At 68.3% G+C, this 13,908-nt stretch carries 14 protein-coding genes and 1 riboswitch; of the genes, 3 read left to right on the top strand and 11 right to left on the bottom strand.

The genetic code is table 11. The annotated features are described in order from the left end of the window. Nucleotides 1-101 precede the first annotated feature (101 nt). Both ABZ855_RS33380 and ABZ855_RS33375 read right to left on the bottom strand, forming a co-directional pair. Entirely contained in the window at nt 102-1,451 is a 1,350-nt protein-coding gene (locus ABZ855_RS33380; RefSeq protein ID WP_360813273.1) for an NYN domain-containing protein, read from the bottom strand. Between the two features lie 41 nt (nt 1,452-1,492). Then, complete coding sequence (locus tag ABZ855_RS33375; protein ID WP_319199470.1) at nt 1,493-1,732, bottom strand: hypothetical protein; 240 nt, start codon at nt 1,730-1,732, stop codon at nt 1,493-1,495. Nucleotides 1,733-1,891: 159 nt separating this feature from the next. Here ABZ855_RS33375 and ABZ855_RS33370 point away from each other — a divergent pair, with 159 nt between their 5' ends. Both ABZ855_RS33370 and ABZ855_RS33365 read left to right on the top strand, forming a co-directional pair. Next, on the top strand, nt 1,892-2,659 hold the full coding sequence (locus ABZ855_RS33370; protein ID WP_360813272.1) for a rhomboid family intramembrane serine protease: 768 nt from the start codon (nt 1,892-1,894) through the stop codon (nt 2,657-2,659). Then, the gene (locus tag ABZ855_RS33365) at nt 2,656-2,937 is read left to right on the top strand and encodes an Lrp/AsnC ligand binding domain-containing protein (protein ID WP_319199468.1); all 282 of its coding nucleotides are present in this window, start codon (nt 2,656-2,658) and stop codon (nt 2,935-2,937) included. Before ABZ855_RS33370 ends, ABZ855_RS33365 begins: the two co-directional genes overlap by 4 nt. A 107-nt stretch (nt 2,938-3,044) precedes the next feature. Here ABZ855_RS33365 and ABZ855_RS33360 read toward each other — a convergent pair whose 3' ends face one another. The 6 genes from ABZ855_RS33360 to ABZ855_RS33335 all read right to left on the bottom strand — a co-directional run bounded on the left by ABZ855_RS33360 (nt 3,045) and on the right by ABZ855_RS33335 (nt 10,255). Continuing rightward, nucleotides 3,045-4,406 carry an aminotransferase class V-fold PLP-dependent enzyme gene (locus ABZ855_RS33360; protein ID WP_360813271.1) on the bottom strand — a complete coding sequence of 454 codons (1,362 nt, stop codon included), beginning with the start codon at nt 4,404-4,406 and terminating at the stop codon, nt 3,045-3,047. 196 nt (nt 4,407-4,602) lie between these two features. Beyond that, nucleotides 4,603-4,720: riboswitch (SAM riboswitch) on the bottom strand. Nucleotides 4,721-4,837: 117 nt separating this feature from the next. Beyond that, the gene (gene trpD / locus ABZ855_RS33355; RefSeq protein ID WP_360813270.1) at nt 4,838-5,902 is read right to left on the bottom strand and encodes an anthranilate phosphoribosyltransferase; all 1,065 of its coding nucleotides are present in this window, start codon (nt 5,900-5,902) and stop codon (nt 4,838-4,840) included. A gap of 144 nt (nt 5,903-6,046) precedes the next feature. Further along, nucleotides 6,047-7,687: a cytochrome bc complex cytochrome b subunit gene (locus ABZ855_RS33350; RefSeq protein WP_360813269.1), complete on the bottom strand. Its 1,641-nt coding sequence runs from the start codon at nt 7,685-7,687 to the stop codon at nt 6,047-6,049. Continuing rightward, nucleotides 7,684-8,742 (bottom strand): Rieske 2Fe-2S domain-containing protein, encoded by a 1,059-nt coding sequence (locus ABZ855_RS33345; protein WP_360813268.1) that lies wholly within the window; start codon nt 8,740-8,742, stop codon nt 7,684-7,686. The genes ABZ855_RS33350 and ABZ855_RS33345 overlap by 4 nt, the downstream gene beginning before the upstream one ends. Further along, entirely contained in the window at nt 8,739-9,551 is an 813-nt protein-coding gene (locus ABZ855_RS33340; protein ID WP_360813267.1) for a c-type cytochrome, read from the bottom strand. The genes ABZ855_RS33345 and ABZ855_RS33340 overlap by 4 nt, the downstream gene beginning before the upstream one ends. 83 nt (nt 9,552-9,634) lie before the next feature. Continuing rightward, complete coding sequence (locus ABZ855_RS33335; protein WP_044472511.1) at nt 9,635-10,255, bottom strand: heme-copper oxidase subunit III; 621 nt, start codon at nt 10,253-10,255, stop codon at nt 9,635-9,637. A gap of 188 nt (nt 10,256-10,443) precedes the next feature. On the opposite strand from ABZ855_RS33335, the gene ABZ855_RS33330 reads away from it, so the two are divergent. Continuing rightward, nucleotides 10,444-10,845, top strand: a complete 402-nt coding sequence (locus ABZ855_RS33330; protein ID WP_360813266.1) for a hypothetical protein — start codon at nt 10,444-10,446, stop codon at nt 10,843-10,845. Nucleotides 10,846-10,925: 80 nt separating this feature from the next. Here ABZ855_RS33330 and ABZ855_RS33325 read toward each other — a convergent pair whose 3' ends face one another. The 3 genes from ABZ855_RS33325 to ABZ855_RS33315 form a co-directional block, all read right to left on the bottom strand. After that, nucleotides 10,926-12,188 (bottom strand): Ig-like domain-containing protein, encoded by a 1,263-nt coding sequence (locus ABZ855_RS33325; protein ID WP_360813265.1) that lies wholly within the window; start codon nt 12,186-12,188, stop codon nt 10,926-10,928. A gap of 158 nt (nt 12,189-12,346) precedes the next feature. After that, nucleotides 12,347-12,745: a cytochrome c oxidase subunit 4 gene (locus tag ABZ855_RS33320; protein WP_360813264.1), complete on the bottom strand. Its 399-nt coding sequence runs from the start codon at nt 12,743-12,745 to the stop codon at nt 12,347-12,349. Beyond that, nucleotides 12,742-13,908, bottom strand: a 1,167-nt coding sequence (locus ABZ855_RS33315) for a cbb3-type cytochrome c oxidase subunit I (RefSeq protein WP_360813263.1), incomplete at its 5' end; no start/stop codon positions are given. The genes ABZ855_RS33315 and ABZ855_RS33320, both read right to left, overlap by 4 nt.

The raw sequence follows: 13,908 nt of genomic DNA, 5'->3' as shown, positions 1-13,908 counted from the left end.
ACTTTTTACACACAACACACATACAGCAACGCTCGATTGACGCTACGTTGCGTAACACTTCCGCACAGTTCGGCCAATTCGACCATTACGCCCAGGCGTTGTCAGCCGCGCGAGAACCGCTTCAGAAGCACGGCGGAAGCCACCGGCCGGGCGCCCGCCTTGGCGATCCCGTCGGCCACCTCGCGGTCCGTCGACACGACGATGACCGGCCTGCCGGGCGGCTCGGCGCGCACCAGTTGACGGATCAGCTCGTCGGCGGTGACCCCGGCCTTGGAAAACAGGACGCGCACCCCGCGCGGCGGCGCCAGCAGCACCGGAGCGGCCAGTTCGGCGCCGTCGAAGACACAGGTCACCTCGGCGCCGGTCTGGGCGGCGAGCTGCGAGAGCTGACCGAGCAGCCTCAACCGCTGCTTCTCCAGGGGCATTTGGGGATACCCGGTCTTGGTCACGTTGTAGCCGTCGACGACCAGGTGTGCCTGCGGCAGCGCGAGCAACTGGTCGAGGATGGCCGGGTCGTTCTCCGAAAGCGCCCGCGCGGCGATGTCCTTCGGGGTCATTCGTCCCGGTTCGACCGCTTCCACTGTCTCGGCCGGCCGCACCGACACCGGCGGCAGCGCCAGCTCCCGCCGCAGCCCCTGGGCCGCGTCGAGCACGGTGTCCAGCAGCAGCCGTACGCGCATGTCCTCGACGCTGCGCCCCTCCCGGGCGGCGCGTCTGCTGGCCTCCAGGGCCGCCTCGACCTCGCTCAGCCGCCCCTTGAGCCGCCGGGTCTCGCTCTCGGCCGCGGAGACCTGGGTGTGCCCCTCGCCGCGCAGGGCCTCCATCTCGGCGTGCAGCTTGCGCAGGGCCGCCTCGCCCCGCTTGACGTCGCTGAGGGCCGCACGCAGCTTGCGGTGCAGCGACTCCGTCTCCTTCTTGGCCGACTCCAGCTCCGTACGCAGCCGTTCGGTCTCCGCGCGGGTGTGGTCACGGGCGGAGGTCAGCTCCTCGCGCAGCCGCTCCAGTTCGGCCCGGCTCTCCTCGTCGGCCCGCTCGGCGTCGGCGCGCTGCGCCTCCTCGCCGGCCGCGGTGACGAGCTTGACCCAGCCCGTGGGGCGCAGCACATAGGCCGCGGCGGCCACGTCCAGCGGATCGGCGGCCGGGGGCGGCGAACCGGCGTCGAGAGCACCCGCCAGCTCCGGCTGGGCCTCGCGCAGCTTCTCCCCGATGCGCTGCCGGAACAGCGTGTCGGTCTCCAGCGCGGCGGCCATCGCGTTCCCGGCGAACTTGGCCCGCCGGTTGGGCGCGAACCGCGCGTACTGCCGCAACTGCGCGGGCAGTTCGGCGACCGTGAGCCCGCCGAACCCGTCGGAGACGATCTGGACGACGCGCCTGCGCACGCCGTCGGGCAGCGGGCGGTCGAGCACCTCGGCGGCGCCGTCGCCCGGCTCCCCGCCTGTGGTCTCCACCATCCGTCACCCCAACCGATTCCGGTGCGGGCCCCGCGCTCCTGTCAGGAGCCGGCGCCCGGCCTGTCCACGAGTTCCACCTGATCCACGGCGTTGCACCAACGGCAGCGCACCGACTCGATGGTCTCACTGACCACCTCGCGCTCCTCCACCGTCGGGTCTCCGGCGAGGTCGAGGTGCACGTACTCCACGACCTTCGAGGAGCGCGTCACGTCGAAACGCGTGAGGTTGCCGCACAGAGCACAGCGCCACCGGGTCGTGTCGGTAGGCAGAGGAACCGTCATCGTGGATATGTTCGCTTTCCTTCTAGTATCCGTGCTGCGCCAGTTTCCCTGGAGCGTGTGGCTCGTAACCCTAAGGCCTGCCGGGTACCCACCGCCCGTCCGTCCACAGCGGCGAGGCGGTCTGCACTGTTCGGTCCCGTTACGTCATGCTCTGTGTCCATGGTCGGCGAGTTCGAAAAATGGCGCACGACGCTCGGCAGATCGGTGGGCAGATCGGTCGGCGGATCGGTCCGCGCCCAGTCGGCGCCGGTGACGTACGGGCTGATCGCCGTCTGCTGTCTGCTCTTCGTCATCGGCCCCGCCTCGGGCCTGAACCCCGGGTACGGCACCGGTGACGCCCTGCTCGCCGCCCAGCGGGCCTACTTCCGGCGCTGGGGCGTGGTCCCCGCCGACCTCTTCACGGGCTCCCCGCGGGCCACGCTCACCCCGGCCACAGCGCTCTTCGTGCACGGCAGCTGGGTCCACCTGCTGGGCAACATGCTGTTCCTCTACGTCTTCGGCGCGATGACGGAGGAACGCCTGGGCCATCTGGAGTTCGCCCTCTTCTATCTGGGCTGCGGCTGCCTCGCCCTGCTGGGGTACGCCGCCGCCAACGCCGGCTCGCAGCAGACGCTGGTGGGGGCGTCCGGGGCGATCTCGGCGGTGCTGGGCGCGTTCCTGTACCTCTTCCCGGGCGCCCGGGTCACCAGCCTCTTCCCGTTCCTCTTCTTCCTGCCGCTGCGCTTCCCCGCCTGGCTGACCCTCCCGTTCTGGGTGACCCTCCAGTGGGTGGCGGCGGGCCGGGCGTCCAGCGGCCCGGGAGTCGCGTATCTGGCGCACGTCGTCGGCTTCGGCCTCGGCTTCGTCCACGCGTGGGTACGGCATCGGCGTACCACTAGAGTGAGGTCCGCCCCAGCGCCGGCCACCGAGGGAGAGAACCAGCCGTGATCACCGCGATCGTGCTCATCAAGACCAGCGTGGACCGGATCCCCGAGATCGCGGAGTCGATCGCCGCGCTGGACAGCGTGAGCGAGGTCTTCTCGGTCACCGGTACGTACGACCTGATCGCGATGGTCCGCGTCAGGGCCCACGAGGACCTGGCGGAGATCATCCCCGGCAGCATCAGCAAGATCCCGGGCGTGGAGGCAACGGACACCCACGTGGCGTTCCGGACGTACTCCCAGCACGACCTGGAGGCGGCGTTCGCGATCGGGCTGGACAGCTGACCTGTTTTTAGCCCGTCCGGCGTTTGAGGACGAGCGCTTTCGGCGCGAAACGGGGGTCTGGGGGCAGCGCCCCCAGGGATGGGAACGGGTAGGGGCGGCGGGGGCGATCAAACCGCCGGCACGCAGCGCCCGCCCTCCGTCCGGTACTCCCACCGAGCCCCGTCCCGAACAAGCTCCTTGACGGCACCCACAAACCGCTCCACATGCTCATCGGGCGTCCCCGCCCCGAAGCTCACCCGGATCGCGTTCAGCGACTTCTCCCCGGGCGCCGCCTCAGGCGCCCCGCACTCCCCCTGAGTCTGCGGCTCACTGCCCAGCAGCGTCCGCACCAGCGGATGCGCGCAGAACAACCCGTCCCGCACCCCGATCCCGTACTCCGCGGACAGCGCAGCGGCGAAGTGCGAGCTGTTCCACCCCTCGACGACGAACGAGATGACCCCGACCCGAGGCGCGTCGTCACCGAACAGCGACAGCACCCGCACCTCGGGCACCTCCGCCAGCCCCGCCCGCACGGTGTCGATCAGGTACTGCTCCCGGGCCACCAGCGACTCGAACCCGGCCTCCGTGAGGGCGTTGCAGGCAGCGGCGATCGAGTAGGCACCGATCACATTCGGCGACCCCGCCTCGTGCCGCGCCGCACTGTCGTGCCACTCCACGTCCACTCCCCCGTCCTCGCGCCGCGTGACCTTGCGGCTGGCGCCGCCACCGGCGAGGTACGGGTCGGCGGCGCGCAGCCAGTCGGCGCGGCCGGCCAGGACGCCGGAACCGAAGGGCGCGTACAGCTTGTGGCCGGAGAAGGCGACCCAGTCGACGTCCAGGTCCTGGACGGAGACCGGGTGGTGCGGGGCGAGCTGAGCGGCGTCCAGGACGATCCGGGCACCGTGCTCGTGGGCGGCGGCGGCCAGCTCCCGTACGGGCCACAGCTCTCCGGTGACGTTGGAGGCGCCGGTGACGCAGACGAGGGCCGGGCCCTTGGGGTCGCGGGCGGCGAGGGCCTCGCGGAGGGTGGCGACGGCCTGCTCGGGGGTGCGCGGGGCGTCGAGGTAGGTGACCTGGGCGTGCTGCCAGGGCAGCAGCGAGGCGTGGTGCTCGGTCTCGAAGACGAAGACCTGGCAGCCGTCGGGGAGGGCGGAGGCCAGCAGGTTCAGGGAGTCGGTGGTGGACCGGGTGAAGATCAGCTGGTCGTCGGCGCGGCAGTCCAGGAACTCGGTGACGGTCCTGCGGGCGTTCTCGAAGAGGTCCGTCGACAGCTGGGAGAGGTAGCCGGCACCCCGGTGCACACTGCCGTAGTAGGGCGCGTACGCGGCCACGTCGTCCCAGACCCGCTGGAGAGCGGGGGCGCTGGCGGCGTAGTCGAGCGCCGCGTAGGTGACCTCGCCGCCGGTGACGAGCGGGACGGTGACATCACGGCCCAGAACGGGCAGCGGGGCACAAACGGTCTGGGCGGCGGCAACGGTGGAGACAGACATGGCGAACTCCCGTGAGAGACAAGAGGAATCGCTGTGCGAGCGGACACGGACGGCCCATGGCTACGGACGTCGGACGTGGCTCAGCACAGGAAAGGAAGGTGAAAAGGGTGCGCGGAGGCGGGGCTCGGCAGCCCTATCGCATTCGCTTGCTCACGGAAGACTCCCTCGAACGACCAGGACCCCTGGTGTCGAGAGGGGCCCGCGCTTGCCGTAAGCCTTGCTGCCTACGGCCTGGTCTTCATCCCGGGGCACCCCGCCACGGACGGAGGGTTGCCGGACAGTCGGCCGGGGCCTCATGACTGTCACTCATGACCTGGAAGAGAACGTAACGGAGGTGATCGACGTCCCGCAACCCGTGTCCGGATCGCGGGACGCCCACCACCGAGGAACCGCTGGGAGTCGCTAGGAACCCCAGGAGTCGCCAGGAGCCGCTAGGAGTTGCTGGCCGCCGCCCACCGCTCGAGCGTCCGCTTCGCCGCCCCGGAGTCGATGGACTCCGCGGCCCGCGCCATTTTGGCGCCGATCTGCTCGGCGAGCGAGCCCGGGCCCGGGTCCAACGCCACCAGCGCCGCCGCCGAGTTGAGCAGCACGGCATCCCGTACGGGCCCGGTCTCGCCGTCCAGCAGCCGCCGGGCGACCGCGGCGTTGTAGGAGGAGTCGCCGCCGCGCAGCGCCTCCACCGGGACCAGTTCGATGCCGACGTCGCGGGGGTCGAAGGTCTCCTCGGTCACCTTGCCGTCCCTGACGACCCACACCCGGGAGGTGGCGGTGATCGTCAGTTCGTCGAGGCCGTCGTCGCCCCGGAACACCAGGGACGAGTTGCCGCGCTCGGCGAAGACACCGGCGACGATGGGCGCCATCCGGGGGTGCGCGACCCCGACCGCCTGGGCTTTGACCTTGGCGGGGTTGGTCAGCGGGCCCAGGATGTTGAAGACCGTGCGGATGCCCAACTGGCCGCGCGCGGCGCCCACATGACGCATCGCCGGGTGGAACTTGGCCGCGAAGCAGAAGGTGATCCCGGCCTCCTCCGCCACCTCCGCCACCCGCTTCGGCGTCAGCTCCAGATTGACCCCGAGCTGACCCAGCACGTCCGACGCCCCGGAGGCCGAGGAGGCCGCCCGGTTGCCGTGCTTGACGACCTTGGCTCCCGTGCCGGCGATGACGATCGCGGACATCGTGGAGATGTTGACCGTGTTGGCGCCGTCGCCGCCGGTGCCGACGATGTCGACGGCCGGGCCCGGTACCTCGATCACGTTGGCGTGCTCGTACATGGCCTCGACGAACCCGGAGATCTCCTCGACGGTCTCGCCCTTGGCGCGCAGCGCCACCACGAACCCGGCGATCTGCGCGTCGGTCGCCTCACCGCGCATGATGAGGTTCATCGCCCAGGCGGTGTCGGCCGCGCTCAGGTCATGGCCGTCGAGAAGGCCGTTCAGCACGCGGGGCCAGGAACGGACCGCCGCGGTGTCGCCTCCGGCGGGGTTCACAGCGCTCATCTGCCGCTCCTGGGTACCGTCCCTGCGGGCTCCGCGGGACCTCTAGTGGGAATGGGCACACCCTATCCAGCCCGGCGGCACGACGAAGGGCCCCGTCCGGTGTACGGACGGGGCCCTTCTGCCGTGTGTGGCGAAGCTGGGTGATCAGTGGTGGCCGTGGCCGCTCGTGATCTCCTTGTACTCCTCGGCGGTGGGCTTGGCGATCTGGCTGTCCTCGCCGTAGTACGACTCGCTGAGCCTGGCGCGCAGCTTCTCGGTGCCCTTCACCTTGCGCTCGACACCGTTCTCGTCGACCGTGGCGCCGATCGCGGCCGGCACGTACTGCTCGTGCGCGGTGAGGGTGTGCAGGGCCTCCTGGCTGAGCGGCTCGTGCACCTCGATGAACTCACCGTGCGGCAGGCGCTTGATGATGCCGGACTCGCGGCCGTGCAGCACCTTGTCCTTGTCGCGGCGCTGGAGGCCGAGGCAGATCCGCTTGGTGGCGATGAACGCGAGGACCGGGGCGACGAAGAACGCCACTCGTACGAACCAGGTGATCGCGTTGATCGACAGGTGGAAGTGCGTGGCCCAGAGGTCGTTTCCACCACCGATCAGCAGCACCATGTACCAGGTGATCCACGCGACACCGAAGGCCGTACGGGTCGGGGCGTTGCGCGGGCGGTCCAGGATGTGGTGCTCGCGCTTGTCGCCGGTGACCCAGGACTCGATGAACGGGTAGACCGCGATCGCGACCAGGACCAGCGGGAAGATGACCAGCGGGATGAACACGCCCAGGACGAGCGTGTGACCCCAGAAGTTGATCTCCCAGCCGGGCATGACACGGATCAGACCCTCGGAGAAGCCCATGTACCAGTCGGGCTGGGCGCCGGTGGACACCTGGTCCGGCCGGTAGGGGCCCATCGTCCAGATCGGGTTGATCGAGGCGATCGCCGCGATGACCGCGATGACACCGAAGACCAGGAAGAAGAAGCCTCCGGCCTTGGCCATGTAGACCGGCAGCAGCGGCATGCCGACGACGTTGTTGTTCGTCTTTCCGGGGCCCGCGAACTGCGTGTGCTTGTGGTAGAAGACCAGGATCAGGTGCGCCACCATCAGGCCGAGCATGATGCCCGGCAGCAGCAGTACGTGGATCGAGTAGAACCGGGCCACGAAGTCGCCGCCGGGGAACTCGCCGCCGAACAGGAAGAACGACAGGTACGTGCCCACGACCGGCACGGACAGGACCGCGCCCTCCATGAAGCGCACACCGGTGCCGGAGAGCAGGTCGTCCGGGAGCGAGTAACCGGTGAAGCCGGTGAACATGCCCAGGACGAACAGCAGGAACCCGAACAGCCAGTTGACCTCGCGGGGCTTGCGGAACGCACCCGTGAAGAACACGCGCATCATGTGCACGAACATGCCGGCGAGGAAGATCAGCGCCGCCCAGTGGTGGATCTGCCGGATCAGCAGACCACCGCGCACATCGAAGGAGATGTGCATGGTCGAGTTGAACGCCTCGGACATCAGCTGGCCCTGCAGCGGGATGTAGCTGCCGTGGTACTCCACCTCGTTCATCGACGGGTGGAAGAACAGCGTCAGATACACACCCGTGAGGATGATGATGATGAAGCTGTACATGCAGACTTCGCCGAGCATGAACGACCAGTGGTCGGGGAAGATCTTGCGCATGTTGGTCTTGGCCAGGGAGTAGATCCCCAGTCGGCCGTCGGCCCAGTCGGCGACCCGCTCACCGGCGGGTGCCTTCTCGCGCGACGAACGCGCGTCGGTGTTTGCCGTAGTGCTCATCCGCGCTCCCAGAATGCAGGACCGACGGGCTCGGAGAAGTCGCCGAGCGCCTCGAGGTAGCCGTCGTCGTTCACACCGATGCGCAGCTGCGGCAGGGCGTGACCGGCGGGGCCGAAGATCACCCGGGCGCCGTCGGAGAGGTCGAAGGTGGACTGGTGGCAGGGGCAGAGCACGTGGTGCGTCTGCTGCTCGTACAGGGAGATCGGGCAACCGACGTGGGTGCAGATCTTCGAGTACGCCACGATGCCCTCGTGGGACCACTCGAGTTCGCGCTTGTCCTTGATGTTGTCCGGCTGGATGCGGACGATCATCAGGGCGGCCTTGGCGATCTCGGTCTGGAACTCGTGGTCGTCCTCCTCCAGGCCCTCGGGCTTGGCGAAGGTGAGGGAACCGACCGCGATGTCCGAGGGACGCAGCGGCTCGTTCGTGTTCATGTTGACGAGCTGCTTGCCCTTGGACCACATGGTGTGGCGGAGCTTCGTGCCGGGCAGCGGGCCGAGGTCGCGCAGCAGCATGACGCCGGAGAGCGGGAACAGGGCCAGCGCGCCGAACATCGTGTTGCGGACCAGCTTGCGCCGGCCGATCGCGGACTCCTTGGCGCCCTGCTTGAAGTCGGCCAGGACCTTCGCCTTGACCTCGGGCGGCGCCTCGATGGCGTGCCGCTCGTCGACGAGTTCCTCGTCGGACATCAGGGTGCGGGCCCAGTGGACCGCGCCCGCGCCGATCAGGAAGAGCGCGAGGCCCAGGGACAGCCCCAGCGCGAAGTTCAGCGCGCTGATGTGCCCGATCGGGAAGACGTAGATCGACTTGTCGGCCGGGATCGCCACGTACGAGGCGATGAAGGCGACGGTGGCCAGCATCGACATCGTGAACAGGAAGGCGACCGCACGCTCGGACCGCTTGGCGGCCCGCTCGTCGATGTCCTGGACACGGTGTTCGTGAGGCGGCAGCCCCGGGTCCGCGAACGGGTTCTTCTCGTCCGCGACGCCGACGGCACCGTGCTCGGTTTCGTGCACAGCGGGCAGCTTCTCTTCTGGAGTGTCTTGGCTACTCATGACTTCTTGGCCTTTGCGGTCCGAGCGGCGACCCAGACGGCGACCGCGATGAGCGCTCCGAGTCCGAAGATCCAGGCGAACAGGCCTTCACTGACCGGTCCGAGACCGCCCAGACCGAGGCCGCCGGGCTCGACGGTGTCATCGCCGTTGACCGCGTTGAGGTACGCGATGATGTCCTTCTTGTTCTTCTCCGACAGCGTCGTGTTGGGGAAGGACGGCATGTTCTGCGGGCCGGTCAGCATGGCCTCGTAGATGTGCTTCGGGGCGACACCCTCAAGGCTCGGGGCGAACTTGCCGTGCGTGAGCGCACCGCCCTTGCCGGTGAAGTTGTGGCACATCGCGCAGTTGGTACGGAAGAGTTCACCGCCCTTGGCGATGTCCGCTCCCTCGGGGCCGAACTGCTCCTCGGTCGGCACGGCGGGACCGGCACCGAGCGACGCGATGTACGTCGCGAGCTGGTCGATCTCGGCCTGCGAGTAGATGTTCTTCTTCTTGGGGATCTGCGCTGCCTGCGAGGTCGCGGCCGGCATACGGCCGGTCGACACCTGGAAGTCGACCGCCGCGGCGCCCACACCCACCAGGCTCGGACCGTCGGAGGATCCCTGACCGCCGGTGCCGTGGCAGCTGGCGCAGCCCACGGAGTACAGCCGCTGTCCCTCGGTGATGGTGAGGGACTGGGCGGTCTCATCGGCCTCTGCCCTGCCTGCGGGCTTGAGCGTGCTGTACAGCCCCGCGACGGCCGCCAGCGCGATGAGTAGGACGACGACCGCCGCCATCGGATGGCGTCGTCGTGCGGAGAGCTTTTTCACGGATTACCCCGGTGTCAGGATCTTCAGCGTCGAGTCTTCTGGAGGTATCGGGCGGACCCGATGTGAGGATCGGGCGAGCCCGGCTACTTGATCATGTAGATCGTGGCGAAGAGCCCGATCCAGACGACGTCGACGAAGTGCCAGTAGTAGGACACGACGATCGCGGCGGTCGCCTGTTCATGGGTGAACCTCTTCGCCGCGTACGTCCTGCCGAGGACGAACAGGAAGGCGATGAGACCGCCCGTCACGTGCATCCCGTGGAAGCCGGTGGTCAGGTAGAACACCGAGCCGTACGGGTCGGAGGAGAGCGAGAGCCCGTCCTTCTTGACCAGCTCGGTGTACTCGAAGACCTGACCGCCGATGAAGATCGCACCCATCACGAAGGTGACGATGAACCACATCCGGAGCTTCTTCACGTCACCGCGCTCGGCGGCGAACACGCCGAGCTGGCAGGTGAGGGATGAGAGCACCAGGATCGTGGTGTTGGCCGCGGAGAACGGGAAGTTCAGGCTTGACGCCATCTCCTTCCAGTGATCCGGACCGGTCACCGATCGCAGGGTGAAGTACATCGCGAAGAGGGCCGCGAAGAACATCAGCTCGGAACTAAGCCAGATGATGGTTCCGACGCTGGTGAGGTTCGGCCGGTTGACCGACGGGTGCGCGTGCCCGGTTTCTACTGTCGTTGCTGTCGCCACGACCGACATTATGTCGGTCGCTTATCCCGCCCTCACCCCGGGGGGTGCCGTTCGGAGTGTCTGTGGGGTGTGTCCAGCCCGTATGGCCCATCGGACGGCTGTGTGAGCGGTGTTCAGACGAGGGGTCCAAGGGAGTAGCATCCGGCCCAACGGACCCGGTCCGTCTGTCCGTACGACGCTGATGTCTCGGAGGAACAATGCAGCCGACCGCCACGGTGCTGGTCTACAGCGACGACTCCAACACCCGCGAGCAGGTGCGGTTGGCGACGGGACGGCGGCCCGCTCCCGACGTGCCCGTGGTCGAGTTCCTCGAGTGTGCGACTCCCGCAGCCGTGTTGAAGGAACTCGACAAGGGCGGGATCGACGTCTGTGTGCTGGACGGGGAGGCCGTGCCCATGGGGGGCATGGGGATGTGCCGGCAGATCAAGGACGAGGTGTTCCAGTGCCCGCCGGTGCTGTTGCTGATCGGACGGCCGCAGGACGCTTGGCTGGCGACGTGGAGTCGGGCCGACGCGGCGGTCACCTTGCCGGTGGATCCGGTGGAGTTCGCGTCGGCGTTGGCTTCTTTGTTGCGGGCCAGGAGGGCCCTCAGCGCCTAGGAGCTCGGTTCGACTGGTTGTTTGGCGGGTGCGGGGGCGTTGTGGCTTGTCGCGCAGTTCCCCGCGCCCCTCAGGTCGGCTCATGCCGAGGCCGGTCGTAGCCTTGCCGTCTGTTCCGGGGCCGTGTCCGCCGCCGTGCCCCGGATGAGGGCGCTGCCGCCCTGCCACTGCTTCCAGTCCAGGTTCCAGTCGCCGAAGCCGTTGCCGAAGGTTTCCATGGTGTGGCCGTTGGAGTTGACGACCTTGACGACGTCGCCCTCGCGGACGTTGTCGAAGAACCACTCGGCGTTGCCGGTGCTCATGCCGGTGCAGCCGTGGCTCACGTTGGCGGAGCCCTGGGAGCCCACGGACCAGGGGGCGGCGTGGACGTACTCGCCGCTCCAGGTCACCCGGGTGGCGTAGTAGACGGGCAGGTCGTACGAGTCGGCGCTGCCCTCGGCTATGCCGATGCTGGTGCCGCGCATCCGTACGAAGTACTCCTTGCCGAGTACGACCTTGACGCCGTTGCGGGTGTCGAAACCGGGCTTGCCCGTGGTGACCGGGATGGTGTTGATCACCTTGTCGTTCTTGTAGACGGTCATCTCGTGGGTCGCCGCGTCCGTGACGGCGATGACCGAGTCGCCGATGGTGAACTTCAGGGGCTTGGCCTTGCCACCCCAGAGCCGGTCAGCGATCTTGATGCCGGGCAGGTTGCTGCGCACCTGGACGGTGGCCCTGGCGGGCCAGTACTCCTTGGGCCGGTAGTGGAGTTCCTTGTCGTTCACCCAGTGCCACGCGCCCTCGGCGGTGGGGGCCGAGTCCACCTTGAGGGCGCGCTCGACTATCGCGCGCTGTGCCTTCTCCCGGACGGGTTGGCTGAGTTCGGCGGTCACCGGCTGGCCCACCCCGTAGGTGCCCGTCTTCGGGCCGAAGGTGACGTCCAGGCGCTTCTTGGTGGTGGGCCTGCTGGTCTCGAAGGTGCGGGTCTCGCGGCCGGGGGCGCCGTCCTCGTCCTCCGTGCTCACCCGGACCGTGTAGCGGGCGCCCGCGGCCAGCGGGGAGGTGCTGTGCCAGCGGCTGCCGTCGGCGGAGAGTTCGCCGGCCACGAAGCGTCCGGCGGCGTCGACGGCGGTGACGTCCGTGATGCGGTCGTCTGAGTCCTCGGCGGTGACCTCCAGGGGCTTGTCGGGGTCGGCCTTCTTGCCGTCGCCGATGGAGTCCCCGAAGGAGATCTGCTCAGCCGCGTCGTACGGCTTCGCCGAGAGGGGATGGTCGTCGGAGCCGCAGGCGGTGGCGGACGCCCCCAGGGCGGCCACCAGGAGGGTGCAGCTGACGACCGTACGGTTACTCGGTGAGTGCCTCATGCCCTCACGCTAAGAACGTGCGTCGGGCTCGGCGCGGCGGGTGATCCGTGCGAGGGAACGTGGGTGTGGCAAAAGAGGGAGCCCGGACTCTCCTGACGGAGTGTCCGGGCTCCCCTGAGCGCCGTGCGTGTTACTGGGCGCGTGTTACTGGGTGCGTGTTACTGGGTGCGGTTCTCACCGCGGTAGTACTCGAAGACCCAGCCCCACAGACCGATCAGCAGGATCGGGGCCGAGAAGTACGCCAGCCACCAGCCGACCGCGACGCTCAGGAACAGGAGCGCGCCACCGATGCCCAGCGCGAGCGGCTGCCAGCTGTGCGGGCTGAAGAACCCGACCTCGCCGGCGTCGTCCGCGACGTCGGCCTCCTTGTTGTCCTGCGCGCCCACGTCGACCCGCCGGGCCGTGAAGGCCAGGTAGTAGCCGACCATGATGCACAGGCCGAAGGCGAGGAAGAGCGCCGTGGTGCCCGCCGGTTCCTTCGACCATACGCCGTAGACGATCGCCATGGCGAGGACGAAGACGGCGAGCCAGATGAACATCTTGCCCTGGACCTTCACTTGCCCGCCTCCTTACCGCCGGCGAGAGCCTTCTCGCCGTGTCCGGCGTTCTCCAGCTGGTCCAGCGCTGCGATCTCAGGGTGGTGCAGGTCGAACGCCGGGGATTCGCTGCGGATCCGCGGCAGGGTGAGGAAGTTGTGACGCGGGGGCGGGCAGGACGTGGCCCACTCGAGCGAGCGGCCGTAGCCCCACGGGTCGTCGACCTCGACCTTCTTGCCGTACTTCGCCGTCTTCCACACGTTGTAGAGGAACGGCAGCACGGACAGGCCCAGCAGGAACGAGCTGATCGTCGAGATCGTGTTCAGCGCGGTGAAGCCGTCCGCCGCGAGGTAGTCCGCGTACCGGCGCGGCATGCCCTCGGCGCCCAGCCAGTGCTGGACGAGGAAGGTGCCGTGGAAGCCGATGAACAGCGTCCAGAACGTGATCTTGCCGAGGCGCTCGTCGAGCATCTTGCCGGTCATCTTCGGCCACCAGAAGTGGAAGCCGGAGAACATCGCGAACACCACGGTGCCGAACACCACGTAGTGGAAGTGCGCCACCACGAAGTAGGAGTCCGAGACGTGGAAGTCCATCGGCGGCGAGGCCAGGATGACACCGGTCAGACCACCGAAGGTGAAGGTGATCAGGAAGCCGGTGGCCCACAGCATCGGGGTCTCGAAACTCAGTGACCCCTTCCACATGGTGCCGATCCAGTTGAAGAACTTCACGCCCGTCGGGACGGCGATCAGGAACGTCATGAAGGAGAAGAACGGCAGCAGCACACCGCCGGTGACGTACATGTGGTGCGCCCACACCGTCACGGACAGACCCGCGATCGCGATGGTCGCGCCGATCAGGCCCATGTAGCCGAACATCGGCTTGCGGGAGAAGACCGGGATGACCTCCGAGATGATCCCGAAGAACGGCAGCGCGATGATGTACACCTCTGGATGCCCGAAGAACCAGAACAGGTGCTGCCACAGCAACGCCCCGCCGTTCGCGGCATCGAAGATGTGCGCCCCGAACTTCCGGTCGGCCTCCAGGGCGAACAGCGCGGCGGCCAGGACGGGGAAGGCCAGCAGGACCAGGACCGCGGTCAGCAGCACGTTCCACACGAAGATCGGCATGCGGAACATGGTCATGCCCGGTGCGCGCATGCAGATGATCGTGGTGATGAAGTTGAC

Origin of the sequence: Streptomyces sp. NPDC047042, assembly GCF_040644035.1 — a bacterium.
In the GTDB taxonomy this organism is placed as follows: domain Bacteria; phylum Actinomycetota; class Actinomycetes; order Streptomycetales; family Streptomycetaceae; genus Streptomyces.
The sequence above is the reverse complement of the archived record's forward strand: the minus strand, read 5'-3'. Positions and strand labels throughout refer to the sequence as shown.